The 24,404-nt window shown below is 72.5% G+C and carries 24 protein-coding genes; 8 read left to right on the top strand and 16 right to left on the bottom strand.

Annotated features, from left to right (window positions below; genetic code table 11):
- Nucleotides 1-46: 46 nt before the first annotated feature.
- Nucleotides 47-442: a glyoxalase/bleomycin resistance/extradiol dioxygenase family protein gene (locus tag ASG96_RS02385; protein WP_056760005.1), complete on the bottom strand. Its 396-nt coding sequence runs from the start codon at nucleotides 440-442 to the stop codon at nucleotides 47-49.
- Between the two features lie 32 nt (nucleotides 443-474).
- Nucleotides 475-1,689, bottom strand: a complete 1,215-nt coding sequence (locus tag ASG96_RS02380; protein ID WP_057586381.1) for a cytochrome P450 — start codon at nucleotides 1,687-1,689, stop codon at nucleotides 475-477.
- An 82-nt stretch (nucleotides 1,690-1,771) separates the two neighbouring features.
- Between ASG96_RS02380 and ASG96_RS02375 the strand changes: the two genes are divergently transcribed.
- Together ASG96_RS02375 and ASG96_RS02370 are read left to right on the top strand one after the other, a co-directional pair.
- Nucleotides 1,772-2,959 (top strand): NADH-quinone oxidoreductase subunit D, encoded by a 1,188-nt coding sequence (locus ASG96_RS02375; RefSeq protein ID WP_057586379.1) that lies wholly within the window; start codon nucleotides 1,772-1,774, stop codon nucleotides 2,957-2,959.
- Nucleotides 2,960-2,967: 8 nt separating this feature from the next.
- Nucleotides 2,968-3,198 (top strand): hypothetical protein, encoded by a 231-nt coding sequence (locus ASG96_RS02370; protein ID WP_057586377.1) that lies wholly within the window; start codon nucleotides 2,968-2,970, stop codon nucleotides 3,196-3,198.
- A 105-nt stretch (nucleotides 3,199-3,303) separates the two neighbouring features.
- Here the strand turns inward: ASG96_RS02370 and ASG96_RS02365 are convergent, their stop codons facing one another.
- From ASG96_RS02365 to ftsH, 5 genes are read right to left on the bottom strand one after another with little or no spacing between them, the layout of a single operon-like run.
- Complete coding sequence (locus ASG96_RS02365) at nucleotides 3,304-3,783, bottom strand: DUF3180 domain-containing protein (protein ID WP_057586375.1); 480 nt, start codon at nucleotides 3,781-3,783, stop codon at nucleotides 3,304-3,306.
- On the bottom strand, nucleotides 3,780-4,667 hold the full coding sequence (gene folK / locus ASG96_RS02360) for a 2-amino-4-hydroxy-6-hydroxymethyldihydropteridine diphosphokinase (protein ID WP_056760014.1): 888 nt from the start codon (nucleotides 4,665-4,667) through the stop codon (nucleotides 3,780-3,782). Before folK ends, ASG96_RS02365 begins: the two co-directional genes overlap by 4 nt.
- Nucleotides 4,667-5,557 (bottom strand): dihydropteroate synthase, encoded by an 891-nt coding sequence (gene folP, locus ASG96_RS02355; protein WP_057586373.1) that lies wholly within the window; start codon nucleotides 5,555-5,557, stop codon nucleotides 4,667-4,669. The genes folK and folP overlap by 1 nt, the downstream gene beginning before the upstream one ends.
- Before the next feature lie 46 nt (nucleotides 5,558-5,603).
- The gene (gene folE, locus ASG96_RS02350) at nucleotides 5,604-6,176 is read right to left on the bottom strand and encodes a GTP cyclohydrolase I FolE (protein ID WP_056760016.1); all 573 of its coding nucleotides are present in this window, start codon (nucleotides 6,174-6,176) and stop codon (nucleotides 5,604-5,606) included.
- 2 nt (nucleotides 6,177-6,178) lie between these two features.
- Nucleotides 6,179-8,284 (bottom strand): ATP-dependent zinc metalloprotease FtsH, encoded by a 2,106-nt coding sequence (ftsH, locus tag ASG96_RS02345; protein WP_057586370.1) that lies wholly within the window; start codon nucleotides 8,282-8,284, stop codon nucleotides 6,179-6,181.
- A 346-nt stretch (nucleotides 8,285-8,630) separates the two neighbouring features.
- On the opposite strand from ftsH, the gene ASG96_RS02340 reads away from it, so the two are divergent.
- Nucleotides 8,631-10,811 (top strand): translation factor GTPase family protein, encoded by a 2,181-nt coding sequence (locus tag ASG96_RS02340; protein WP_057586367.1) that lies wholly within the window; start codon nucleotides 8,631-8,633, stop codon nucleotides 10,809-10,811.
- Between the two features lie 100 nt (nucleotides 10,812-10,911).
- Here the strand turns inward: ASG96_RS02340 and ASG96_RS02335 are convergent, their stop codons facing one another.
- The 5 genes from ASG96_RS02335 to ASG96_RS02315 all read right to left on the bottom strand — a co-directional run bounded on the left by ASG96_RS02335 (nucleotide 10,912) and on the right by ASG96_RS02315 (nucleotide 16,321).
- Complete coding sequence (locus tag ASG96_RS02335; RefSeq protein WP_056760024.1) at nucleotides 10,912-11,736, bottom strand: DUF1028 domain-containing protein; 825 nt, start codon at nucleotides 11,734-11,736, stop codon at nucleotides 10,912-10,914.
- A 15-nt stretch (nucleotides 11,737-11,751) separates the two neighbouring features.
- Nucleotides 11,752-12,303: a hypoxanthine phosphoribosyltransferase gene (gene hpt / locus ASG96_RS02330; RefSeq protein ID WP_056760026.1), complete on the bottom strand. Its 552-nt coding sequence runs from the start codon at nucleotides 12,301-12,303 to the stop codon at nucleotides 11,752-11,754.
- Between the two features lie 166 nt (nucleotides 12,304-12,469).
- Nucleotides 12,470-13,468, bottom strand: coding sequence for a tRNA lysidine(34) synthetase TilS (gene tilS, locus ASG96_RS02325; RefSeq protein ID WP_056760027.1), 999 nt, complete (start codon nucleotides 13,466-13,468; stop codon nucleotides 12,470-12,472).
- A gap of 21 nt (nucleotides 13,469-13,489) precedes the next feature.
- The gene (locus tag ASG96_RS02320) at nucleotides 13,490-14,596 is read right to left on the bottom strand and encodes a zinc-dependent metalloprotease (RefSeq protein ID WP_057586365.1); all 1,107 of its coding nucleotides are present in this window, start codon (nucleotides 14,594-14,596) and stop codon (nucleotides 13,490-13,492) included.
- Nucleotides 14,597-14,719: 123 nt separating this feature from the next.
- A complete protein-coding gene (locus tag ASG96_RS02315) occupies nucleotides 14,720-16,321 on the bottom strand; it encodes a D-alanyl-D-alanine carboxypeptidase/D-alanyl-D-alanine-endopeptidase (protein ID WP_056760030.1) in 1,602 nt (533 codons plus the stop codon).
- A 146-nt stretch (nucleotides 16,322-16,467) separates the two neighbouring features.
- Here ASG96_RS02315 and ASG96_RS02310 point away from each other — a divergent pair, with 146 nt between their 5' ends.
- The gene (locus ASG96_RS02310) at nucleotides 16,468-16,986 is read left to right on the top strand and encodes an inorganic diphosphatase (RefSeq protein WP_056760033.1); all 519 of its coding nucleotides are present in this window, start codon (nucleotides 16,468-16,470) and stop codon (nucleotides 16,984-16,986) included.
- A gap of 240 nt (nucleotides 16,987-17,226) precedes the next feature.
- Here the strand turns inward: ASG96_RS02310 and ASG96_RS02305 are convergent, their stop codons facing one another.
- Together ASG96_RS02305 and ASG96_RS02300 are read right to left on the bottom strand one after the other, a co-directional pair.
- Nucleotides 17,227-18,735, bottom strand: a complete 1,509-nt coding sequence (locus tag ASG96_RS02305) for an MFS transporter (protein ID WP_082591572.1) — start codon at nucleotides 18,733-18,735, stop codon at nucleotides 17,227-17,229.
- An 8-nt stretch (nucleotides 18,736-18,743) separates the two neighbouring features.
- Complete coding sequence (locus ASG96_RS02300; RefSeq protein ID WP_057586363.1) at nucleotides 18,744-18,998, bottom strand: hypothetical protein; 255 nt, start codon at nucleotides 18,996-18,998, stop codon at nucleotides 18,744-18,746.
- Between the two features lie 231 nt (nucleotides 18,999-19,229).
- On the opposite strand from ASG96_RS02300, the gene ASG96_RS02295 reads away from it, so the two are divergent.
- The 4 genes from ASG96_RS02295 to ASG96_RS02280 all read left to right on the top strand — a co-directional run bounded on the left by ASG96_RS02295 (nucleotide 19,230) and on the right by ASG96_RS02280 (nucleotide 22,499).
- On the top strand, nucleotides 19,230-19,778 hold the full coding sequence (locus ASG96_RS02295; protein WP_056760037.1) for a TetR/AcrR family transcriptional regulator: 549 nt from the start codon (nucleotides 19,230-19,232) through the stop codon (nucleotides 19,776-19,778).
- Nucleotides 19,779-19,795: 17 nt separating this feature from the next.
- Nucleotides 19,796-20,722: an LLM class F420-dependent oxidoreductase gene (locus tag ASG96_RS02290; RefSeq protein WP_057586360.1), complete on the top strand. Its 927-nt coding sequence runs from the start codon at nucleotides 19,796-19,798 to the stop codon at nucleotides 20,720-20,722.
- A gap of 92 nt (nucleotides 20,723-20,814) precedes the next feature.
- A complete protein-coding gene (locus tag ASG96_RS02285) occupies nucleotides 20,815-21,276 on the top strand; it encodes a MarR family winged helix-turn-helix transcriptional regulator (RefSeq protein ID WP_057586356.1) in 462 nt (153 codons plus the stop codon).
- Entirely contained in the window at nucleotides 21,273-22,499 is a 1,227-nt protein-coding gene (locus ASG96_RS02280) for an MFS transporter (RefSeq protein ID WP_082588872.1), read from the top strand. The genes ASG96_RS02285 and ASG96_RS02280 overlap by 4 nt, the downstream gene beginning before the upstream one ends.
- 94 nt (nucleotides 22,500-22,593) lie before the next feature.
- Here the strand turns inward: ASG96_RS02280 and ASG96_RS02275 are convergent, their stop codons facing one another.
- Nucleotides 22,594-22,959, bottom strand: a complete 366-nt coding sequence (locus tag ASG96_RS02275) for an MmcQ/YjbR family DNA-binding protein (protein ID WP_057586354.1) — start codon at nucleotides 22,957-22,959, stop codon at nucleotides 22,594-22,596.
- 104 nt (nucleotides 22,960-23,063) lie between these two features.
- Nucleotides 23,064-24,395: a nitrate/nitrite transporter gene (locus ASG96_RS02270; RefSeq protein ID WP_057586352.1), complete on the bottom strand. Its 1,332-nt coding sequence runs from the start codon at nucleotides 24,393-24,395 to the stop codon at nucleotides 23,064-23,066.
- Between the last annotated feature and the right edge of the window lie 9 nt (nucleotides 24,396-24,404).

The raw sequence follows: 24,404 nt of genomic DNA, 5'->3' as shown, positions 1-24,404 counted from the left end.
GACCGGGCCTGACGGAGCGACCCGGCCTGACCTCGCCCGGCTGCCGTCAGTCGGGCTCCGGCAGGGGTTGGTTGAGGAACCAGCGGTGCCCGAAGGGGTCGTGGAAGACCGCGAGGCGGCCGATCGGCGGGTTGTCCTCCGGCCCCCGGTCGAGCGTCGCCCCTCCCTCCTGCACCCGGCGGCAGCGTTCGTCGACGTCGGTGACCGTGAGGTGGAGCGTCACGGCGTTGCCGCGGGCGGGGTCCGGGGGCGCGACGCCCACGGCCTCGAAGGCGTCCGACATCATCCAGCGGGCGCCGTCGACGGCCAGCTCGCAGTGTCCGACGTGCCCGTCCTCCATGACGATGGGGTCGACGGTCACCTCGGCGCCGAGGTGCTCGCGGTACCACTCGATCGCGGCCCTCGAGTCGGCCACGCAGATGTAGGGCGTCAGCTCACCCATGGCGTTCTCCTTCCCTGTTCCTGTGGGTCCGTTCAGGTCGAGCGACCGGCCCGTGCGACGACGAGCCGCTCGTAGCCGCGGAGCACGAACGTCGGGCGACGCACCGCCTCGACGACCTCGAGCGACCCCAGCCGCTCGAGCAGCGCCCGCGTCGAGATCTGCAGCTCCATCCGGGCCAGCGGCGCCCCGAGGCAGAAGTGGATGCCGGCGCCGAAGGCCAGGTGCGGGTTCGGGTCGCGGTCGGCGACGAAGCGGTCGGCTTCGGCGAAGACGGCCGGATCCCGGTTGGCGGCGCCGAGCAGGGCGGCGACCTTCTCACCGGCCCGGACCGTCACGCCGTGGAGCTCGACGTCGGCCGTGGCGGTGCGCTCGAAGAGGTGGAGCGGCGAGTCGTGGCGCAGCATCTCCTCGACGAGCCGGTCGACGACGACCGGGTGATCGAGTCCGGCGCTCACGGCGTCGCGCTGCGCGGTGTCCACGAGCAGCGACGCCAGGCCGTTGCCGAAACCGTTGACGCTGGCCTCGTGCCCGGCGTTCAGCAGCAGCACGACGGTCGCGACGAGCTCGCGCGGCGAGAGGCGGTCGCCGCCGTCACGCTCCTGGACGAGCGAGGTCAGCAGGTCGTCGCCGGGAGCCTGGGCCCGCTCGGCGGCGAGCGCCTCGACGTAGGAGGCGAACTCGTCGCACGCGCGCTGGGCGTCCCGCTGGGCCTCGTCGTCCGGGTCGACCTCGTACATCCGGACGATCGCCTGGGACCAGTCGCGGAGCACCTTCCAGTCGGCCGTCGGGGCGCCGAGCAGCTCGCAGATGACGAGGACGGGCAGCGGCTCCGCGTAGCCGGCGATGACGTCGACCCGGCCATCACGAGCCAGGACCCGCTCCACGTCGTCGAGCAGGCCGGCCGCGATCTCCTCGACCCGCGGGCGCAGCCGCGTCACGTGGCCACGCGCGAAGGCGCCGGCAACGAGGCGTCGCAGCCGCGTGTGCTTCGGCGGCTCCGAGTCGAGGATGGAGTCGGCGTGCAACCAGTCGAACGTCGTCCACGCGTCGTCCCCCGGCGAGCGCGGCCGCAGGATGCGACCGAGCCTCCGGTCGCGCAGCACGTCGTTCGCCGCCGCGTGCGTCGTCGTCACCCACAGCCCGAGGCCCTCGTGTCGCAGGACCGGTCCGTGCCGGCGGGCCTCGGCGAGCGCCGGGTAGGGGTCGGCGACGAACGCGGGGTCGGTGAGGTCGAACGAGGCGGTCACCCCCACACTCTGCCCGACCGGGCGCGCCCCGGGGAGGGGCCACACGGCATACGACCCGGGTGTGGGCCGTAGGCTCGGGCGCATGACGGAGACCACCGCCTCGGCGCCGGGACGGCATCGGGCCCTGACCGTCGGCCTCGGCGCGGGTGGGCTCGCGACCGCCGACATGGTGCTCAACATCGGCCCGCAGCACCCGGCCACCCACGGCGTCCTGCGGCTGCGCATCGTCGTCGACGGCGAGCGGATCATCAGCGCCGAGCCGATCGTGGGCTACATGCACCGCGGCGCCGAGAAGCTCTTCGAGGTGCGCGACTACCGCCAGATCCTCGTGCTCGCCAACCGCCACGACTGGCTCAGCGCCTTCTCCAACGAGCTCGGCGTCGTGCTCGGCGTCGAGCAGATGCTCGGCATGGAGGTGCCCGAGCGCGCCGTCTGGGCGCGCACCGCCCTCGCCGAGCTCAACCGCGTGCTCAACCACCTGATGTTCCTCGGCTCCTACCCCCTCGAGCTCGGCGCCATCACGCCCGTCTTCCACGCGTTCCGCGAGCGCGAGGAGCTCCAGGCCGTGATGGAGGAGGTCTCGGGCGGGCGCATGCACTACATGTTCAACCGCGTCGGCGGCCTCAAGGAGGACCTCCCGGCCGGCTGGATGGGCCGTGTCGACAAGGCGATCGCCAACGTGCGCAAGCGTCTGCCCGACCTCGAGCGCCTCATCGTCGGCAACGAGATCCTCGAGGCACGGACCCGGGGCGTCGGAGTGCTGCCCCTGGCGACCGTCGAGGCCTACGGCGTCTCCGGCCCGATCGCGCGCGCCAGTGGCCTCGACGTCGACCTGCGCAGGGACGCGCCCTACCTCGCCTACGGCGAGCTCTTCGGCGACAAGGGTCCTGGCCGCGTCGTGACCCGCACGGCCGGGGACTGCCTGTCGCGCCTCGAGGTGCTGCTCGAGCAGGTGCACGTGTCGCTCGACCTCGCCCAGGCCTGTCTCGACCGGCTCGTGCAGCTGCCGCAGGGGCCGATCAACGTCAAGCTCCCCAAGGTGCTCAAGGTCCCCGAGGGCGAGATCTACAGCGCGACCGAGAACCCCCTCGGCTTCAACGGCTACTACCTCGTCTCCCGCGGGGAGAAGACGCCGTGGCGGCTCAAGCTGCGCTCGGCGTCGTTCAACAACGTCTCGGTGCTGAGCGAGATGCTGCCGGGCCAGCTCATCGCCGACATGGTCGCGATCCTCGGCTCGATGTTCTTCGTCGTCGGGGACGTCGACAAGTGAGGGGTCGTATGCCGTCCGCCCGGGTCTCGCGCGAGAGTGCCCTGCGCGCCGTCGCCGTCACGCTCATCACGGCGGCGATCACGCTCGCCGCGGCCTGCTCCGACGAGGACACCGTCGACACGATCCCGCCGCCGTGGCCCGTCCGCACGACGACGCCGGACGGACCGCCCCAGCCGCCGTCGGTGTCGACCACGACACCGGCACCCACCTCGACGATCACCGTCGCCGGCACCACCTGACCTGGCGTGCTCGACGACCGCCGGATCGTGCTGCATCGGGTGGGGTGATCACCCCACCGGACGCGGCACCATGACGCACATCATCCGGCCGACCATACGCGGCGGTCAGGCCGCTGGCTGGTCCTCGTCCTCGTCGTCGCGCGGCCGCAGGCGGCACCAGTTCTGCACGACCATCCCGGCCACGGCCAGCAGCAGCGCGACGACGGCGTGCAGCACGAACGGCAGGAGGCGCCCGCGCTGGGAGTCGACGTCGGCGTCCGGCAGCAGGACGAGGGTGTTGGCGAGGTACCAGCCGACGAGCACCGAGCCGGTCAGCGCCCCGGCCTGGCCGAGCACCAGCGTGCGGGCGGCTCGCAGGGGTGTGACGGCGGGGTTCGGCGACCCGTCCCGTACCTTGCGCACCTGCCAGCCCGCGAGGACCAGCCCCCCGGTGAGGAAGAGCATCGCCGCGGCGCCGACCCAGCCCGGCTCGGGCACGGCGCTGCCGCCGGACATCATCCAGCGCAGCCCGAGCCACGCGACCACCGTCATGGCCAGTCCCGCGAGCACGAGCGTCGTGGCGCGGATGCCGGAGTGTGGAGTCACTGCTGCTCCCATCGGGGACCGGGACGCACGCCCGATCGGTCGAGGTCGGCCAGGAGGTCGACCACCGGGCGTATGCCGTCGCGGCCCTCGGAGACGCGCAGCGTGGCTCGCGGGTCGGCGTCCAGCCAGGGCACGAGGACGAAGGCGCGCTCATGGGCGCGGGGGTGGGGCAGTGTCAGCTCCGGGTCGTCACTGACGACCTCGCGGTATCCACCGGGAAGGCCGTACTGGACGAGGTCGAGGTCGAGGGTCCTGGCGCCCCAGCGAACCTCGCGCGTGCGTCCGTGCAGGGCCTCGATGCGGTGGAGCTCGACGAGCAGGTCGTGCGGGTGCAGCAGCGACCGGCCGGTGACGACGGCGTTGAGGTACTCGGGCTGCTCGGGACCACCGACCGGCTCGGTGGCGACGATGTCGGACACCGACGTCACCGTGAGCCCCGGCAGCGCGGTGAGGGCGGCGACCGCGTCGGCCAGCGTCTGCCCACGGTCGCCGAGATTGGTGCCAAGAGCGATGACGACGTGGGCGGCGTTCCTTCGCTCGACGCGCACCTGGACGTCGGTGAAGGGGTGGCCCACCGGTGCCTCGGGCTTGTGCACGACGACCTCCACCTCCTCGACGAGATCGTGGCGCAGGACGTCGTCGGCGATGACTTCGGCCAGGCGCTCGATGAGGTCGAAGGACGGCCCGGTGATCCGCGCGACGACGTCGTTCGCCACCTCGGCGTAGTTCACGGTGGCCTCGAGTGCGTCCGTGCGCCCCGCGGGCTCGAGGTCGCAGAGCATCATCACGTCGACGAGGAAGGTCTGGCCGTCGCGCTTCTCGACGGCGAGCACGCCGTGGTTGCCGCGGGCCGAGACGCCCTGCAGCACGATCCGGTCGGCCATCAGTCGGGGCCTTCGGTCAGGTCGTCGGGGGCGTGCTCGAGCGCGGCTTGGACGACCGTCAGGGCGCGCACCGTCGAGGCGACGTCGTGGACGCGGACGCACCACAGCCCCGCCATCGCGGCCATGACGGAGGTCGCGGTCGTCTCGACGTCACGCTCGGCGGCGGGCCTCGGCGTGGCGCCCTCGTCGCGCCCGAGACGTCCGAGGAAGGTCTTGCGGGAGGCTCCGAGCAGGATCGGGTGGCCGAGGTCGTGCAGCGCCGGCAGCGCGGCCATCAGGGCCCAGTTGTGGTCGGCGTTCTTGGCGAAGCCGAGCCCCGGGTCGAGGACGAGGTGCTCCTCGTCGATGCCACCCTCCAGCAGGGCGTCGCGACGCTCTGCCAGCTCGCGCAGGACCTCCTCGACGACGTCGTCGTAGACGGCGCGCGACTGCATCCCGGTGCTGTGGCCGCGCCAGTGCATCGCGATGTAGGGCAGCCGCTCGGCGGCCACCCACGGGACCATGTCGGGGTCGGCGAGGCCGCCCGAGACGTCGTTGACGATGGAGGCACCGGCGTCGACGGCGGCACGCGCGACCGTGGCGCGCATCGTGTCGACGGAGACCACGGCGCCGTCGGCGGCAAGGGCGGCCACGACGGGGACGACCCGGCGCAGCTCCTCCTCGACCGACGGGCGTTCGGCGCCGGGACGGGTCGACTCGCCCCCGACGTCGACGATGTCGGCACCGGCCGCGAGCACGTCACGCCCGTGCGTGACGGCCGCGTCATGCTCGAACCACTCCCCGCCGTCGGAGAAGGAGTCGGGCGTGACGTTGACGACCCCCATGACCAGGGTGCGGTCGCGCACGCCGAGCAGGGAGGTCGCGTCGAGGTCGGGGCGGCGCGCGGTCATGGGCGCCATTGTGTCGCGGTCGGTGGTGCGGGTGTCGCGCCGTCGGTCACTTGTTGCCCTCGAGCATGAGCGCCATGGCCTCTGCTCGAGTGGCCGGGTCGCGCAGCTGGCCGCGCACCGCCGAGGTGATGGTGCTCGCGCCGGGCTTGCGAATGCCGCGCATCGACATGCAGAGGTGCTCGGCCTGGATGACGACGATGACGCCGCGCACCGACAGGTGCTCGACGAGCGCGTCGGCGATCTGCGACGTGAGCCGCTCCTGAACCTGCGGACGACGGGCGAACACCTCGACGAGGCGGGCGAGCTTGGACAGTCCGGTGACCCGGCCGTCCTTGTCGGGGATGTAGCCGACGTGGGCGACGCCGTGGAACGGCACGAGATGGTGCTCGCACGTGCTGTAGAGCTCGATGTCGCGGACGATGACGAGCTCCTCGTGGTCGATCGAGAAGGTCCTGCTGAGCACCTCCTCGGCCGTCTGGTCGAGGCCGGCGAAGATCTCGGAGTAGGACCGCGCGACACGCCCAGGCGTGTCGCGCAGTCCCTCGCGATCGGGGTCCTCGCCGATGGCGAGCAGCAACTCGCGGACCGCCGCCTCGGCGCGCGCGTGGTCGACCGCCACGCTCAGCTCTTCTCGCCGGGGTTGACGACCTGGTCGTCCGGCACCTCGATGACCTGCTCGGCGGGGTGCTCCTCGGCGAGGGGGTGCGCGCCGACGGCGGCCGCCTCGTCGATCTTGTCCTCGATCACCTTGTCGGCCGGCACGGGCGGGGGCAGGTAGCCGTTCTGACCGCCCGAGCCGTTCTTCGCGGCGATCTCGGCGGGCGTCAGGACCGGCGGGCGGTCGCCGAGCTGGCGGGTCTGGGACGACAGCCACGTCGGGCGGGCCGGCTGCTTGACGACCGGCTTGAAGAGCTCGGCCAGCTCGTGGACGTTGAGCGTCTCCTTCTCGAGCAGCTCGAGGACGAGGTGGTCGAGAAGGTCGCGGTTGGCGTTGACCGCGGCGTAGGCCTCGTCGTGGGCCGCGTCGATGAGGGAGCGGACCTCCTCGTCGACGATGCGTGCGACCTCCTCGGAGTAGTCGCGCTGGTGGCCCATGTCGCGGCCGAGGAAGACCTCGCCGGTGCTCTGGCCGAGCTTGATGGCGCCGACACGCTCGGACATGCCGAACTCGGTGACCATCTTGCGGGCCATGCCGGTCGCCTTCTCGATGTCGTTGCTCGCACCCGTCGTCGGCTCGCGGAAGACGATCTCCTCGGCGACGCGGCCACCGAGGGCGTACGCGAGCTGGTCGAGGATCTCGTTGCGGGTCGTGGAGTACTTGTCGTCGAGCGGCATGACCATCGTGTAGCCGAGGGCCCGCCCACGCGGCAGGATCGTCACCTTGGTCACCGGGTCGGTGTGGTTGAGCGACGCGGCGACGAGGGCGTGACCACCCTCGTGGTAGGCCGTGATCTTGCGCTCCTTGGCCGACATGATGCGCGTGCGCTTCTGCGGGCCGGCGATGACGCGGTCGATGGCCTCGTCGAGGGCCTCGTTGTCGATGACCTTCTTGTCACCACGGGCGGTGAGCAGGGCGGCCTCGTTGAGGACGTTGGCGAGGTCGGCGCCGGTGAAGCCCGGCGTGCGGCGGGCGACGGCGAGCAGGTCGACGTCGGCCGTGACCGGCTTGCCCTGGGCGTGGACCTCGAGGATGCGGTGGCGGCCGATCATGTCGGGCGCGTCGACGGCGATCTGGCGGTCGAAGCGGCCCGGCCGCAGCAGCGCGGGGTCGAGGATGTCGGGGCGGTTGGTCGCCGCGATGAGGATGACGTTGGTCTTGACGTCGAAGCCGTCCATCTCGACGAGCAGCTGGTTGAGCGTCTGCTCGCGCTCGTCGTGGCCGCCGCCCATGCCGGCGCCGCGGTGGCGTCCGACGGCGTCGATCTCGTCGACGAAGACGATGGCGGGCGCGTTGGCCTTGGCCTGCTCGAAGAGGTCGCGGACGCGGCTCGCGCCGACACCGACGAACATCTCGACGAAGTCAGAGCCGGAGATCGAGTAGAACGGCACCCCCGCCTCACCCGCGACGGCGCGGGCGAGCAGCGTCTTGCCGGTGCCGGGCTGGCCGTAGAGCAGCACGCCCTTGGGGATCTTGGCGCCGACGGCGAGGAACTTCGCCGGCTCCTGGAGGAACTCCTTGATCTCCTGGAGCTCCTCGATGGCCTCGTCGCACCCGGCGACGTCGGCGAAGGTGACCTTCGGGGTGTCCTTGGTGGCGAGCTTGGCGCGCGACTTGCCGAACTGCATGACGCGGTTGCCGCCGCCCTGCATCTGGCCCATGAGGAACCAGAAGAGGCCGAGGATGATGATGATCGGCAGGATCGAGAAGAGGAGCGAGCCGAACCAGCTGGGCTCGTCGATCTGGTCGTCGACGCCCTTCGTCGGAGGCTTGGTGTTGAGCGCCTCGACGACGTCGGTGCCGCGGGCGTCGACGTAGTAGGCGTAGACCGACTTCGCGTCCTTCACGGTGCCGTCGGGCGAGGTGTAGGGCGTCTTGAGGGTCAGCTCCATCCGCTCGTTGTTGAGCAGCTTGGCCGACTCGACGTTGCCGTCGGTGATCTGCTTCATGGCAGCCGACGTGTCGATCCGGGGCGGGCCGGACTCGGAGAACATCATGCCGAAGACGAGCGCGCTGATGAGGACCAAGATCCACAACAGTGGTGTGCGCAGAATCCGCTTAGCGTCCATGTACGTGCGGGGTCTGTGAGACCCCGGTCCTCCTGCTCGTCCGGTGAGTTTGTCCACCGGCACAACGTCCGGCGGACTACCAGTGTTCCGCATGCGGCGGCCCGGTGACCAACCAGCCCACGCCGGATCGACGCCGTGCCCGGGCCGGCGGCACCACTCGCGTATGCCGTGTGCCGGGTTCCCGGCCCAAAACCGGTTGCCGCACGCTCCCCCACCTTGCTGCACTGGAGCGGTCGACGGTCCCGTCGACGCCAGGCACGGCCGAGGAGAGAGGGCACCGGGATGCGCCGCAGCTTCATGTCACCCGAGCAGGTCACCCACACCCACGCACAGGACATGGAGCACCTTGGACACCCCACCCACCCCACCGGCGCGTCCCGGACGCGCCCTCGGTCTCGGGATCCTCGCCCACGTTGACGCGGGCAAGACGAGCCTGACCGAACGGTTGCTGCTGCACGCCGGCGTCATCGCCGAGCCGGGCAGCGTCGACGACGGCAGCACGCAGACCGACACCCTCGCGCTCGAGCGCGCCCGAGGCATCACGATCAAGGCCGCCGTGGTCTCCTTCGAGCTCGGCCCGGCCGACGACCCCGTCACGGTCAACCTCGTCGACACCCCCGGCCACTCGGACTTCATCGCGGAGGTCGAGCGCTCGCTCGCCGTGCTCGACGGCGCCGTGCTCGTGGTGTCGGCGGTCGAGGGCGTGCAGGCCCAGACCCGGGTGCTCATGCGGGCACTGCGACGCCTGCGCATCCCGACCGTGCTCTTCGTCAACAAGGTCGACCGCTCCGGTGCCCGCACGGACGCGGTGCTGCGGGAGGTCGTCGATCGGCTCGACGTCACGCCCGTGCCCCTCGGCCGGGTCGTCGACGAGGGCACGCGCGGCGCCGCGGTCGTCCCGGACGGCCTCGCGGCCCTGGGCCTGGCGGCACTGGGCCGGGCGGAGCGCGACGGCGGCGACCAGGTCACCGCGGCAGCCCGTGAACGCGTCGTCGAGGCGCTGAGCCGGGTCGACGACCGCCTGCTCGCCGACTGGGTCGAGGCCCCGCACCGCATCGATGGGCGTCGGCTCCGGACCGTCCTCGGCGACCAGACCGTCCGGGGACTCGTGTGCCCCGTGCTGGTCGGTTCGGCGATGACCGGGGTCGGCGTCGAGGACCTCGCCCGGGCCCTGCCGCACCTGCTGCCGACGCCGGCACCCGACCCCGACGCGCCCCTCGCCGGCACCGTCTTCGCGATCCAGCGCGGCGGCTCCGGCGAGAAGGTCGCGCTCGTCAGCGTGACCTCGGGCTCGCTGGCGGTGCGCGACCGGGTGCTCGTCCACGACGGCCGCGCGGACCCGGCGGACCCGGCGGACCCGGGCACACGGCATACGCCCTCCGCCCCCGACGACCGGGGCGAACGCCGCGGCGACGCGCGGTGCCGCGAGGAACGGGTCACCGGCCTGTCGGTGCACGTCCGCGGCGAGGTGGAGCGGGTCCCGCGGGTGCCGGCCGGGCGCATCGCGCGGGTCGTCGGGCTCGAGCGGGCCCGGATCGGCGACCTCGTCGGCGACGTGCGGATCGCCCGTCCCCTCGTCCACGAGTTCTCGCCGCCGACCCTCGAGACGGTCGTCGAGGCCCGCGACCCCGCCGACCGCGCCCGGCTGCACACGGCCCTGACCCACCTCGCGGAGCAGGACCCGCTCATCGACCTGCGCCACGACGAGGTCCGCGGCGAGACCCACGTGTCGCTCTACGGCGAGGTGCAGAAGGAGGTCATCGGCGCGACCCTCGAGGCCGACTTCGGCGTCGAGGCGACGTTCAGCACGACGACCGTCATCTGCCGCGAGCGGGTCACGGGGTCGGGCGCCGCGTTCGAGGTCATCGACGTGCCACCCAACCCGTTCCTCGCCACGGTCGGGCTGCGCGTCGACCCGGCCCCGTCGGGCTGCGGCGTGCGCTTCGCGCTGGAGGTGGAGCTCGGCTCGATGCCGGCGTCGTTCTTCACGGCTGTCGAGGACACCGTCCACGCGACCCTCGGCCAGGGCCTTCAGGGCTGGCCGGTCACCGACTGCGTCGTCACGATGACGCACTCGGGCTACTGGCCGCGGCAGAGCCACATGCACCAGAAGTTCGACAAGTCGATGTCGAGCACCGCCGGCGACTTCCGCACCTTGACCCCGCTCGTGCTCATGGAGGCGCTGCGCCTCGCGGGCACGGCGGTCGAGGAGCCGGTGCACCGCTTCGACCTCGAGGTGCCGAGCGAGGTGCTCGGCGCGGCCCTGACGATGCTCGGCCACGTGCGGGCGACCCCGCGCGCGACGGCGGTGCTCGGGCCGGTGACGCGGCTGCGGGGCGAGGTGCCCGCCGAGCGGCTGCACGAGCTGCAGCAACGGGTCCCCGGGCTCACGAGCGGCCTCGGCGACCTCGCGTGCAGCTTCGACGGCTACCGGCCCGTCACCGGTCGGCCGCCGGTGCGGTCGCGGACCGACCTCGACCCGCTGCACCGTCGCGAGTACCTCCTCCGCGTCGCCGGCAAGCTCTGACCCACCGCGCCTCCCCCACCGAACGCCGCGTTCGGTGCCGAACTCAGCGTCCTGACTGTGAGTTCGAGATCGAACGCGGCGTTCGGGCGAGCAGGGTGGGTCAGGGGGTGGCGGCGCGGAGGGCCTCGAGGACCCGGCGGTCGATGCCGTCGGGGCTGAGGCGGGCCTCGTAGTTCGCGTTGCCGGCCCAGTCGGCCAGCGCGGTCGCGACATCGGCGTCGGCGAAGCCCTTGGCCGCGAGGAGTGCACGCACCTCGTCGGCGAGCCCACCCTGCAGCGGCGCGACGTCCTCGGGCTTTCCGAAGTACATCTCCCAGTCCGAGAGCAGGCGGCCGAGCTCGGTGACCGGGTCGGCGTGGTCGTCGACGCGCAGATCGGCGAGCACCCCGCACGCGTCGTAGCCGGAACCCGGCTCGACGGCATACATGGCAGCGCTCTGGCGCCCCCGGGAGTCGCCGCCTGCGGCGTCACCGGCGACGAGCGCCGCGAGCAGCCGCCGCGCCAGCGGCTCCCCGGCGGTGTCGTGCCAGGCGCGCTCCATGGCCGCGACGACCTCGGGCCCGGTCAGGATGTTGCCCTGGATGGCGTATGCCGTGTCGCCGTCGTCGCGCGCGACGCCCCCCGCCCACTCGTTGCACTCCGAGCCCGTGAAGGTGGCGGCCGAGCCGAGCCCGACGACACCGACCTGACGGGTCTCGCGGCCCTCGTCGAGCGCCGTCGCCGCGGCGAGCGCCACGTCGGCCGGCTCACCCGCGGCGAGGCGGTCGAGCAGCTCGTCGAGGTAGGCGACGCGGGCGAACGACTGCGTGGCGACCGCACCCACACCGAGGCGGGCGGCCGGGACGACAGCACCGACGGCGAGGAACTTGCTCGCGACGGCGATGCCGTGGGCGTCACCCTGGCGGGCGACGATCGAGAAGGTCACCGGTCCCCGCCGCGGTCAGGCGTAGACGTGCGGGGCCAGGGTGCCGACGCACCGGAGGTTGCGGTACTTCTCGGCGTAGTCGAGGCCGTAGCCGACGACGAACTCGTTGGGGATGTCGAAGCCGACGTACTTGACGGGGATGTCGACCTTGACGACGTCGGGCTTGCGCAGCAGCGTGCAGATCTCGACCGACGCCGGCTTGCGCGACTCGAGGTTGGACTTGATCCACGACAGCGTCAGGCCGGAGTCGATGATGTCCTCGACGATGAGCACGTGGCGGCCGCTGATGTCGGTGTCGAGGTCCTTGAGGATCCGGACGACACCCGAGGACTTCGTGCCGGAGCCGTAGGACGAGACCGCCATCCAGTCCATCGGCGCGGTGCCGGGCAGGGCACGCATGAGGTCGGCCATGACGACGACGGCACCCTTGAGGACACCGACGAGGAGGAACTCCTTGCCCTCGTAGTCCTTCCAGATGTCGGCGGCGAGCTCGGAGAGGCGGGTCTGGATCTGCTCCTCGGTGAACAGGACCTTGGCCAGGTCATCTCCCATGTGCTCGTGGTCCACGAAGGCTCCTCAGTGCGATGCGGGGTGGTGCAGGGTCGTGCGGGGCGGGTCCATTCAACCGCACCGGGACGGGCGCCGTCCCCGCCGGGGAGGCGGCCCGGGAAGGGCCGGGAAGGGCCGGGAAGCGCCGGGCGGTACCGGGCGGCACCGGGCGGCGCCGTCGCGCTCACGCGTTGGCGGTCTGGCGCAGGGGGCTGAAGACGATGGCACCACCGGTGCGGGCGACGGCGATGCCGCCGGGCACGTGGAGCGGGCCCTGTCCGTGCCACGACGTCAGGAGCGCGTCGAGCGACTCGACGTGCGCGGCGCTGACGTCGGCGAGCGGTGCGCCCGCCTCGGCGGCCAGCAGCCGCCAGACACGGGTGCGGATCGCCCGGGGCAGCGCGGCGAGCGCGTCGAGGTCGACACCGTCGCCGGCCGGGCCGGTCGGCAGGTCGGCGCGGGCCCGGACGGCCAGGCTCTCGAGGTAGTCGGCGTCCTCGCGCAGCAGGTCGGCGCTGCGCGCGAGCGCCGCGCCGAAGCCGGGGCCCAGGTCGGACTCGAGGGTGGCGAGCAGCCTGCGGGCGCGGACCCGCCGGAACGAGTCGTCGCTGTTGTGGGGGTCGTCCCAGGGGTTGATGCCGTAGGCCGCGCAGGCGGCCAGGGTGGTCGCGCGCGGCAGGCCCAGGAGGGGACGCACGAAGCGATCCCGGCGCACCGGCATACCGCTGAGCGACCGCGCACCCGACCCACGGGACAGGCCGAGCAGCACCTGCTCGGCCTGGTCGTCGCGGGTGTGGCCGATGAGCACCACGGCGGCACCGACGCGGTCGGCGGCCCGCTCGATGGCGGCGTAGCGGGCCGCGCGGGCGTCGGCCTCGAGCCCGGCGCCGCTGGTGCGCACGTCGGCGCGGACGACGTCGACGGGGTCGAGTCCCATCTCGCGGCACACGGCCGCGGCGTCCTCGGCCACCTCGGCGGAGCGCTCCTGCAGACCGTGGTCGACGACGACGGCGCCACCTCGCACGCCGGAGCGCGGCGCCTCGAAGGCGAGCGCGGCTGCGAGCGCCACGGAGTCGGGACCGCCCGAGCAGGCGACGAGGACGACACTGCCCTCGGGCACGTCGGCGAGGTGCTCACGCACCGCGAGGCGGGTGGCGGCGACGGCGGGGTCGGGACCGGGCATCTCTGCGGGACCTCGCATCGCTCAGCCGTGGACCCGACGCACCCAGGCGTCCGGCTTGAGGATCTCGGCGGCGTGCGGGAGGGTCTCGGGCGAGGTCCACACGGCGTTGAAGCCGTCGCGGCCCACCTGGTCGGTGACGGCCCGGACGAAGACGGCGCCGTCGCGGTACTGGCGCATCTTGGCCTCGAGGCCGAGCAGCTTGCGCAGCAGGCGGTCGATGCCGACCGAGCTGTTGCGGCGCTCGTCGAACTTGCGGCGGATCTCGTCGACGCTGGGAATGACCCGCGGGCCGACCGCGTCCATGACGACGTCGGCGTGGCCCTCGAGCAGAGACATGACGGCGGTGAGCTCGGCGATCTGGGCCTTCTGCTCGGGTGTCGCGAAGAGCTGGCCGATGCCCTCGCCGGAGCTGAACACCTCGGGGAGGTTCTTCGTCAGCTGCTCGAACCGCTTGGAGAGGTCCTCCGGGGTGGGCGCGAGGTCGACGGCGAGCGCCTGGGTGCGGGACACCATGTGGTCGCGCAGCCACGGCACGGCCGTGAACTGCACGCGGTGGGTCTCCTCGTGCATGGCGACCCAGCGCCGGAAGTCCGTGGGATCGACCTGGAGGCGCCGCTCGGCCGCGACGATGTTGGGGGCGACGAGCAGCAGGCGCGGCGTGCCACCGGGGGCGAGGTCGTACTGGCCGAGCACCTTGCTCGAGAGGAACGCGAGCAGCCCGCCCATCTCGGCGCCGGTGACCTTGCCACCGATCGCGGCGGCCGTGGCGTTCGTCGACGACTTCTTCGTCGCGTTGAGCTTGTCGACGACGGGGTCGAGCATCGACCTGAACGAGTCGACGTTGGCGCTGATCCAGCCGGCGCGGTCGACGACGAGGGGCGCGGGCGCGTCGGCCGGTGCCGTCAGGGCGCTCGTCTCGGCGACGGGTCCGACGGCGGAGGCGGCGGCCGCGCGCAGGTCGGCGACGATGGCCGCGGCCTCGTCGCTCGAGACCTGGGGGCCGGGGTTGACGATGGCCCGTCCGGTCCGCTTGGCGAACTCGTAGTCGACGGACGCGACCGGTGCCCCACCCCCCGGACGGTCGGGACGGTTGGCGTCCACAGGGGTCGGGAGGGTCGTGTCGGTCATGCCAGCCCTTTCGGTGCCGTGACGGTGTCGACGTCGCGCGAGGTGTCTGGGTGGCCCAGCCGGCCACACGGAGAGGTCACGACCACGGTCGCGCACCAGGACCCCGAGCGGCCCACCGGCCCGTCAGCGGCACCCGCACGAGGCGATCGCCGCTACAAAACGGTCCAACGCCGCTCGCGCGTCGTTGGTTCCCACTCCGGCGACCATACCCACGAAGACGAGGAGCCGACCGTCGTCGTCGACGACGCTCCCGGCCAGGGCGTTGGCCCCGGTCAGGGTGCCGGTCTTGGCGCGTGCGCGGCCCGCCGCGTCGTGGTCGGCCCCGGTGAACCGGTCGGCCAGGGTGCCGGTCAGGCCACCGATCGGCAGGCCGTCGAGAGCACGCCGGAGCACCGCGTGCTTCCCGTCGTAGCCGAGCACGAGCACGTCGGACAGGAGGGAGGCGCGGACGCGGTTCTCGCGGGACAGGCCGCTCGCGTCGGAGAGCGTCACGCCCGTCGTGTCGAGGCCGAGCGCCGCCACCTGCGACACCACCCACGAGCCGACCTCGGCGAAGTCGGTGCCGGCCCCCGAGCGGTAGGCCGCCTGGCGGGAGAGGATCTCGGTCAGCGCGTTGTCGCTGTCGGTGAGGGCGAGGGCGAGCTGCTCGCGCACGGGCGCGGACTCGACGCTGCCGAGGACGGAGCCGGGACCGCTCGCCGGCACCGTCGGTGTGGCAGCCGGGGTCGTCGGCGCCTGCGCGCCTGCCGTGGACGTGCCGCCTTCGGAGAGGGTCGCACCGTCGGACGGCGTCGCCGACGGCGCACCGGTGCCGGCGGGCGTCGGCATGGGCGAGCCGGGGACCCCCGGAGCCTGACCGCGCGCGGCGAGCGTCACGTCGACCCCGCGCGCCTCGAGCTGCCGGGCGAAGGCCGCGCGGGTGGAGGCGACGGGGTCGGCCGGGCCGGGCGACCCGCCGTGAGCCCGCTGGGTCGACAGCCCGAGCATCGCCACGGCGCCGGTGATGCCGGAGCTGCGGAATGTCGGGGCCCACGTCGGAGCCGTCGTCGGCCCGGCGGCATACGTCTCGTCGACGTAGAGCCTGACGCTGCCGGTGCCCCGGGCCTTGAGGGCCGAGGCCACCTGGTCGGCGAGGTCGCGCAGGCCGGCACGGCCCGCGACCGCGTCGGGGTCGCCCTTGCCCGGGTTGAGCAGGGAGTCGCCGCCGGCGACGAGGACGATCTGGTCGGGCTCGTCACCCTCGCGGACGACGGTGCGCAGCGTCTCGTCGGGAGCGAAGGTCTGGCCGACGGCCGCCGCCGAGAGCAGCTTCGTCGTCGAGGCCGGGATGCGCAGCTCGTCGCCGCCCTGGTCGAGCAGCACCTCGCCGGTCTGCCCGTCGCGCACGACGAGGGCCGAGTCGCCCAGCGCCGGCAGGGCCCGCACCGAGGCGAGTGCCTGCTCGATGCCCGCCGCCGACGGGGCGGCGGTGTCGCCGGCCAGCGACGGCAACGGCGGGGCGACGGAGGTCGCCATGGTGGGCTGCGGGACCGAGGGCAGCGTCCGCGTCGCGATCGTCTCGGTGGGCGGGGGCGGCGGCAGGGGCTGCACCGTCAGCGCACCGGGCGCCGCATCGGCGACGTCGAGGACGGCATACCCGAGCAGCACGGCGACGGCCGACCACACGGCAGCCATGCCGTAGGTGAGGCGGGGACCGCGTCGACCCGGCTGCGTCTCGTGCGCCATCGCGCGTCTCCCCCCGTCCGATCGTCCGTCGCTGTTTCGCGCAAGGACCGTCCTTGCTGCCACACTGTCGCGGACGATTCTGTCAGCCGCCGGCGAGTGCTTCGGCACCCGAGCCGCCACCCGAAGACCGTGAAGAAGGGGAAGACGTGGAGTTCGACGTCACCATCGAGATCCCGCGCGGACAGCGCAACAAGTACGAGGTCGACCACGAGACCGGTCGGATCCGCCTCGACCGCTACCTCTTCACGCCCATGGCCTACCCCGCCGACTACGGCTACATCGAGGATTCGCTCGGCGAGGACGGCGACCCCCTGGACGCCCTCGTGCTGCTGCCCGAGCCGCTCTTCCCCGGCGTCGTCGTCGAGGCCCGCCCGATCGGCGTCTTCCACATGACCGACGAGGCCGGCGGTGACGACAAGGTGCTGTGCGTGCCCGTCGACCCGCGCAACGTCGACATCAAGGACATCGGCGACGTCAACGAGTTCACGCTCAAGGAGATCCAGCACTTCTTCGAGCGCTACAAGGACCTCGAGCCAGGCAAGCACGTCGAGGGCTCCGACTGGGGCAACCGCGAGGCCGCCGAGAAGATCATCAGCGAGGCCATCGAGCGCGCCAAGGAGCAGGGCGTCTCGACGGCCCGCTGGGCGATGCCACAGGGGCACTGAGCCTCCCGCAACACCTGCCCGCAAGCGTCCGTATGCCGTGTGCCTGGCCCCCGCCACCCGTCCGGGTCGCGGGGGTCAGCCGTCTCCGGCGGCGGTGCGGCCTCAGGGCGGGGCTTGCAGGTGAGATGCGCGATGGACCGGCGTGCGGTGGGGTGATCACCCCACCGGACGCCGGTCCATCTGCTGTTCGATCTGCTGTTCGATCTGCCGGAGCCAGATCCGGTCAGCCGCCAGGTGCGCTCACTGGGCCTCGGCGCCGTCCGCGGTCGCGACGGCGACGGTCTCGCGGGTCGGCTCGACCGGTGCCACCACGCGTGCGGGGCGGGGCCGGAGCACGAACGCCGCGACGAGCAGCGCCACGAGGGTGAAGGCCGCCGACGTGAGGAACGCCGGCTCGACGCCCGGAACGAACTGGCCGGGAACCGCCTGCGAGGCGTAGACGCTGACGATGGCCGCGAGGCCCACGGCGCCACCGAGCTGCTGCGCGGTCTGGAGCAGGCCCGACACGGTGCCGGCCTGGGCGCGGTCGACGCCGCCGAGCACGACGACCGTGACCGGCATGAAGACGAGCGCGGCCGAGACGCCGTTGAGCACCAGTGCGCCGAGGAGGTGGGCGGCATACGTGCTCGTCGTCGACATCGTGCTCAGCCACACGAAGCTCGCCGTGAGGCCCAGCGTGCCCACGAGGAGCATCGGCCGCGGACCGACCTTCGCGACGAGGCGAGCGCTGACCCGAGAGGTCGCGAAGATCGCGAGGCTGAGCGGGAGGAACGCGGCGCCGGTGGCGACCGGGCTGAAGCCGAGGACGCGCTGGAGGTACTGCGTCACGAGGAAGAACGTCGAGAACTGCGCGCCGACGACGAGCGCCATGAGCACGAGCGCGCCACCGCGGGTGCGGTTGCGGACGAGCGCGAGCGGCAGCAGCGGGTGGGTGACCCGACCTTCGGTGCGCACGAAGAGCGCGATCAGGAGCGCGCCGACGACGAACGAGCCGATCGTCACGGGCGAGGCCCAGCCGCGGTCGGCGGCGCTGATGAAGCCGTGCACGACCGAGACGGACCCGAGGGTGGCGGTGATCGCGCCGACCACGTCGAAGCGGCCACGGATCCTCGGCGTCTCGGTCACGTAGCGGCGCGCGAGGACGAGCACGACGGCCCCGATCGGGACGTTGACGAAGAGCGTCCAGTGCCAGCTGACGTAGTCGGTGAGGATGCCACCGAGGAGCAGGCCGATGGACGCGCCGGCGGACGACACGGCCGTGAAGAGCGCGAGCCCGCGGTTGCGCGCGGCCTCGTTCGGGGCGCTCGTCGTGACGAGCGCGAGGACGCTCGGTGCGGCGAACGCCGCGCCGACGCCCTGGAGGGTGCGCGCGGCGATGAGCCATGCGGGGGATGTGGCGAGGCCACCGAGCAGGCTCGCGACGGTGAAGATCGCCAGGCCGATCTCGAAGATGCGCAGCCGCCCGAAGACGTCGCCGAGGCGCCCGCCCAGGAGCAGCAGCCCGCCGAAGGCGAGGGTGTACGCGTTGAGCACCCAGGACAGGCCCGCGGGCGTGAACCCGAGGTCGGCCTGGATGTGCGGGAGCGCGACGTTCACGACGGTCGCGTCGAGCACGAGCATGAGCTGGGCGACGAGGACGACGCCGAGCCCGATGGCGCCGCGGCGGGCGGCCCGGGCGGCCCGCTCGTTGCTCTGCGCCGGTGACGCCGGCTGTCGGGTGGTGGGTGACGCGGTGGTGCTGGTCGACATCTCTGACCTCAGGATTCGTGGTAGCGGGACGGGTGGCGCGAGCTCTCGTCGGTGAGCGGGTCGCGAGCCATGGGAGTGAAGGAGGTGGCGCGGGCGCGGCGGACACGACCGCCGTCGGTCGCGGCGCCCTGCGTGCCGTGCGTGCCCTCGGTGCCGTGCGTGCCGTGCGTGCCCCGGGGGACGAGGGGGGCACGGTGCGTCGTGGCGAGGTGCGACAGGTGGACGCGGCGGGCCTGTCGGGTGGGCTGGATCGTGGTGGTCATGGGTGCCGGACTCCTCTGTGACGACGATCGGCGCTACGATTAGCGGAGAACCACTCCGGTTCTGCCTGACCCACAATACGGAGACTGTCTCCGTTTTAGCAAGGGAGATTCCTCGTGAAGCCTGCCGAAGCTGGCAGCGCGACGCTCGAAGCGTCGCCGGGATCTGTTGCCACCCAAGGGGATTCGGCTGACGGACCGGCTCAGGAGGGCCCCGAGAAATTGCCTCGCCCGATGCGCGCAGACGCCAGGCGCAACTACGACAAGATCCTTGCGACCGCCCGCATCGTCTTCACCGAGCGCGGCACCGACTCCTCGCTCGACGAGATCGCCAAGCGGGCCGGGGTCGGCCCGGGCACGCTCTACCGCCACTTCCCCACCCGCGAGGCCCTCGTCGACGCCCTCATGCAGGACTGGACCGACCGCGTGTCCGCCGACGCCGACGCGGCGATCGCCACCGGCCTGCCTGCCCGCGAGATGCTGCTGGGCTGGTTCGAGCACTTCATCGACCACATCACCCTGCACCGCGGTGCGGCGAGCAAGATCTGCGCCGCCATGGACGACCCCGCGTCGCCGATGTACCGCAAGTGCCGCGTCATGGGCGACGCCAACCGCCGCGTCATCGACCACCTCGACGAGAGCGGCGACCTGCGCCCCGGCGTCGACGCCGCCAACGTCATGCGTCTCGTCAGCGGTGTCGCGAGCGTCGCCGACACGAGCCACGCCGACCTCGACGTCCGGCCCATGCTCGAGGTCGTCGTCGACGGGATTGTTCGCGCCTGACCCGTGGTTGCAGGGGCATGACCGTCGACCTGCGCATCTTCACCGAGCCCCAACAGGGCGCCACCTACGACGACCTGCTCGCCGTGGCCCGTGCCGCCGAGGCGCTCGGCTTCAGCGGCTTCTTCCGCTCCGACCACTACCTCGCCATGGGCGGCGACGGAGGGGCCGGCCCGACCGACGCCTGGACGACGCTCGCCGGCCTGGCGCGGGAGACGTCGACGATCCGGCTCGGCACGCTCGTCACCTCCGCGACCTTCCGCCTCCCCGGCCCGCTCGCCATCCAGGTCGCCGGCGTCGACCGGATGAGCGGTGGACGCGTCGAGCTGGGACTCGGCGCCGGGTGGTTCGAGGCCGAGCACACGGCATACGGCATCCCCTTCCCGCCGCTCGGCGAGCGCTTCGACCGACTCGAGGAGCAGCTCGCGGTCATCACCGGACTCTGGGCTACCGAGCCCGGGAAGACGTTCAGCCACAATGGAACCCACTATCCCGTCGTCGACTCCCCCGCCCTCGCCAAGCCCACCCAGGACGGTGGCGTGCCGATCATCATCGGCGGCGGCGGGAAGCGCCGCACGCCCGCGCTGGCCGCGAGGTATGCCGCCGAGTTCAACGCGCCGTTCGTGTCGGCCACCGAGGCCGGCCGGCTCTTCGAGCGGGTACGCGCGGTGGCGTGCGATGCGGGTCGGGAGCCCGGGGCACTGACGTGCTCCGCGGCCCAGGTCGTCTGCGTCGGTGGGGACGAGGCGACCCTGCGGCGGCGTGCCGACGCCATCGGGCGTGACCTCGACGAGCTGCGCGCGAACGGCCTGGCCGGCTCGCCCGACGAGGTCGCGACGAAGATCGCGACGTTCGAGGCCGCCGGCGCCCAGCGCCTCTACCTCCAGGTCCTCGACCTCACCGACCTCGACCACCTCGCCGACATCGCGGACGCCGCCCTCGAGTGAGCGCCCCGCCGCCACACGAGTGAGCGCCCCACCCCACCTGTCACACGAGGGCCGGCTTGATATGCATAGGTTGTCTATGTAAATTGGCGCTAGTGACCGAACCGACCACCCTGGGCAACGACCTGCTGCGCTCGGCCGCGCGACTCTCGCGCTGGGCCAGCCGGCACGCGTCGTTCGACGTGCCCTTCGCGCAGGCCCGGCTGCTCGCCCTGCTGGACGAGCTGGGCCCCTCCCGCGTCAGCGCCCTGGCGGCCGCCGATCACAGCAGCCAGCCGACGATCACCACCCAGCTCCAGCGCCTCGCGGCGTCGGGATGGGTGCGCCGCGCGTCCGACCCCGACGACGCGCGCGCCACGGTGATCTCCCTCACCGACGAGGGCCACGCCGCGCTCGAGAGCGTGCGCCGAGCCCGACTGGCCGTCCTGTCCCCCGCCCTCGACCAGCTCGACGGACCCGCGCTCGAGCGCGTCCGGGTCGCTATCGACGTCATGGACGAGCTGCTCGCCGCCGCGGCGGACGGCCCTGCCCCGCACCCCACCCGAAAGGACGGATGACCACCACCATGTGGCGCCAACCCAAGACCGTCTGGTCGATCGCCTTCGCCTGCGTGATCTCCTTCATGGGCATCGGCCTCGTCGACCCCATCCTCAAGCCGATCGCCGACGAGCTCGGTGCGGGCCCCTCGCAGGTCTCGCTCCTCTTCACGAGCTACCTCGCCGTCATGGGCATCGCGATGCTCGGCACCGGCTGGGTGAGCAGCCGCGTCGGCGCGAAGCGCACCCTGCTGCTCGGGCTGGCGCTCATCATCGTCGGCGCAGGCCTCGCCGGCAGCCAGGACACCGTGGGCGGCATCGTCGCCTTCCGCGCCCTGTGGGGCCTCGGCAACGCGCTCTTCATCGCGACGGCCCTGGCGACGATCGTCAACGCCGCCGCGGGCTCGGTGAAGCAGGCGATCATCCTCTACGAGGCCGCCCTCGGTGTCGGCATCGCCACCGGCCCGCTGCTCGGCGGCTGGCTCGGCGGCATCTCGTGGCGCTGGCCGTTCTACGGCGTGGCGGTCCTCATGGCCGTCGCCTTCGTCGCGACCCTGACGACCCTCCCGAAGACCCCGCCGGCCGAGAACCCGACCTCGATCACCGCGCCGCTGCGCGCCCTGGGACACCGAGGCCTGCTCACGGTGGGCATCACGGCACTGCTCTACAACTTCGGCTTCTTCACGCTGCTCGCCTTCACGCCGTTCCCGCTCGCGATGGGCGCCCACGAGATCGGTTTCATCTTCTTCGGCTGGGGCGTCCTGCTCGCCATCACGTCGGTCTTCGCGGCCCCGGTGATCCAGCGTCGCTTCGGCACGCTCGCCGGCATCGTCGGCGCCCTGCTCGGCTTCGCGGTCATCCTCGCCGCGATGGCGATCTGGACGGACGACAAGACGGTCCTCGTCGTCGGCGTCATCGTCTCCGGGGCCTTCCTGGGTGTGAACAACACCCTCATCACCGAGACGGTCATGAAGGTCTCCCCCGCCCCGCGCGGGGTCGCGTCGGCGGCGTACTCCTTCGTCCGCTTCAGCGGTGGTGCCGTGGCACCGTGGCTCGCGGGCAACCTCGGCGAGAAGTCGATCCACCTGCCCTTCTGGGTCGGCTCGGTCGCCGTCGTGCTCGCCGTCCTCGTGCTCCTCACGGCTCGCCGGATCATCAGCGCGCTCGACGAGGCGCCGGGGCACGGCGCCGAGGAGGTCACGTCGCGCACCGAGGCCGAGGCCCTCACCGTCGGCGACGCCTGACCGACCCCGACTCCCTCACCGAACGCGCCGTTCGGTGTCGAACTCACTGGTAGAACGCTGAGCTCGACACCGAACGCCGCGTTCGCGCGTCAGGTCAGCGGAGGAGGTCGTCGAGGCCGGTGGTGCCGCGCCGGCGGCGGCCGCCGCGGATGTCGTAGGACTCGAGGAGCAGCTCGGCCAGCTCACTACGGTCGAGGCGGTCGAGCCGCGCCCACATCGTGACGCGGTAGCGGAACGTGTCGATGCGCACGAACGTGTCGCGCCGGTCGGCGAGCGCCGGCTCGGTGTCCATCTCGCCCGTCCACACCTGGACGAGCTCGCGCCCGTCGTCGTCCCACCGCAGACGAGCGAAGGTATGCCGTCCGGCGTGCCAGGCGGGAGACCCCTCGTGGGCGACCCTGGCCTCGGCGCCGGGCAGCCGCCCGGCCAGCTCGTCCACGTCGGCCCACGTCGTCGCCATCGCGCCTCCCTCCCGAGCAGGCTAGACCTGACCCGGCCCCAGGTGGCCTCTCGACGGGTCCGCACCGACAGGACGTGGCCTCTCGACGGTTGGGGGGCGGGGGGTCAGTGGAAGGTGACGGACCGGCCGGCCTGCATGGCGGCGTACGCGGCGGGGTCGGCCTCGAGGGCTGCGCGCCGGGCCTTGTGGCGGTAGCGCAGGATCTGCACGATCCCGAGCGCCCACACGGGGTACTGCACCGTCATCGCGGCCCGGAACGAGTCGACGTCCCACGTCGACGGGCCGCCCGGCGCCACCCGGTCGAGCACGACACCGACGAGCGCGACCGCGGTCAGCGTCGCGATGAACCCACCGGTGTTGACGATGCCCGAGGCGCTGCCGATGCGGGTCGGCGGGTTGAAGGTGCGGGCCAGGTCGAAGCCGATCATCGAGCCGGGTCCGCCGATGGCGATGAGCACGACGAGGACGACGAGCATCCACAGCGGCGCCCGCCCCGGCCAGAGCAGCACGAGCGTCCACGCGGCGATCGCTGCGGCCACGATCCACAGCACGAGGGTGCTGCGCGAGAAGGGGTAGCGCATCGTCAACGTGCCGATGACAGGGCTGGAGACGACCGTCGTGACCACCATGACCATGAGCATGATGCTGGCCGTGGACGACGAGAGCCCTTGTCCGGCAACGAGGAACGGGAACCCCCACAGCATCGTGAACATGTTGGCGGCGAACTGCGACGTGAAGTGCGACCACAGCCCGAGCCGGGTGCCCGGCACGAGCCACGCCGCGCGGAGGGTGCGCGCGATCGCCCGCAGCTTCAGCTCGTCCCGGTGGTGGTCGACGTAGGGGCTGTCCTTGACGACGACGACGAGCGCGACCCCGGTGAGCGCGCCGACGGAGGCCGCGGCGGCATACGACGGGGTCCACCCGAAGTGGTGGAGCGCGGCCGCGAGCGGTCCGGCCGCGACGAGCGCCCCGAGCTGCCCGAGCACGCCGGTCAGCTGCGTCACCATCGGCGTGCGCCGCGGCGAGAACCACAGTGCGACGAGGCGCAGCACCGAGATGAAGACCATGGCGTCGCCCATGCCGAGCAGCACACGGCACAGCAGGGCGGCCGGGAAGGACTCGACGAACGCGAAGCCGAACTGCGCGACGGTGAGCAGCGTCAGGCCGACCCCGAGCATCCGCTTGCTGCCGTAGCGGTCGAGCAGCCCCCCGACGGGCAGCTGCATCGCCGCGTAGACGAGGACCTGGAGGATCGTGAAGGTCGACAGCTGCGAGCTGCTGATGCCGAAGCGCTCGGCGGCCTCGAGCCCGGCGACACCCAGGGAGGTGCGGTGGAAGACGGCGAGGACGTAGACCGAGATGGCCGCCGCCCACACCGCCCACGCGCGGTGGCCGTCGAGCGGGTAGCGCTGCCCGGGATGGGTCGAGCTCGTCATCCGGTAGCC

The organism is Terrabacter sp. Soil810, from assembly GCF_001429645.1.
In the GTDB taxonomy this organism is placed as follows: Bacteria; Actinomycetota; Actinomycetes; order Actinomycetales; family Dermatophilaceae; genus Terrabacter.
This window is presented reverse-complemented; position numbering and strand designations above follow the sequence as displayed.

Bases quoted from the DNA above. Each gene is read 5' to 3' on its own strand.
- ASG96_RS02385 (WP_056760005.1), bottom strand. From the start codon at position 442: ATGGGTGAGCTGACGCCCTACATCTGCGTGGCCGACTCGAGGGCCGCG.
- ASG96_RS02375 (WP_057586379.1), top strand. From the start codon at position 1,772: ATGACGGAGACCACCGCCTCGGCGCCGGGACGGCATCGGGCCCTGACC.
- ASG96_RS02370 (WP_057586377.1), top strand. From the start codon at position 2,968: ATGCCGTCCGCCCGGGTCTCGCGCGAGAGTGCCCTGCGCGCCGTCGCC.
- folK (WP_056760014.1), bottom strand. From the start codon at position 4,667: ATGGCCGACCGGATCGTGCTGCAGGGCGTCTCGGCCCGCGGCAACCAC.
- folP (WP_057586373.1), bottom strand. From the start codon at position 5,557: ATGACCGCGCGCCGCCCCGACCTCGACGCGACCTCCCTGCTCGGCGTG.
- ftsH (WP_057586370.1), bottom strand. From the start codon at position 8,284: ATGGACGCTAAGCGGATTCTGCGCACACCACTGTTGTGGATCTTGGTC.
- tilS (WP_056760027.1), bottom strand. From the start codon at position 13,468: ATGCCCGGTCCCGACCCCGCCGTCGCCGCCACCCGCCTCGCGGTGCGT.
- ASG96_RS02320 (WP_057586365.1), bottom strand. From the start codon at position 14,596: ATGACCGACACGACCCTCCCGACCCCTGTGGACGCCAACCGTCCCGAC.
- ASG96_RS02315 (WP_056760030.1), bottom strand. From the start codon at position 16,321: ATGGCGCACGAGACGCAGCCGGGTCGACGCGGTCCCCGCCTCACCTAC.
- ASG96_RS02305 (WP_082591572.1), bottom strand. From the start codon at position 18,735: ATGTCGACCAGCACCACCGCGTCACCCACCACCCGACAGCCGGCGTCA.
- ASG96_RS02300 (WP_057586363.1), bottom strand. From the start codon at position 18,998: ATGACCACCACGATCCAGCCCACCCGACAGGCCCGCCGCGTCCACCTG.
- ASG96_RS02295 (WP_056760037.1), top strand. From the start codon at position 19,230: ATGCGCGCAGACGCCAGGCGCAACTACGACAAGATCCTTGCGACCGCC.
- ASG96_RS02290 (WP_057586360.1), top strand. From the start codon at position 19,796: ATGACCGTCGACCTGCGCATCTTCACCGAGCCCCAACAGGGCGCCACC.
- ASG96_RS02280 (WP_082588872.1), top strand. From the start codon at position 21,273: ATGACCACCACCATGTGGCGCCAACCCAAGACCGTCTGGTCGATCGCC.
- ASG96_RS02275 (WP_057586354.1), bottom strand. From the start codon at position 22,959: ATGGCGACGACGTGGGCCGACGTGGACGAGCTGGCCGGGCGGCTGCCC.
- ASG96_RS02270 (WP_057586352.1), bottom strand. From the start codon at position 24,395: ATGACGAGCTCGACCCATCCCGGGCAGCGCTACCCGCTCGACGGCCAC.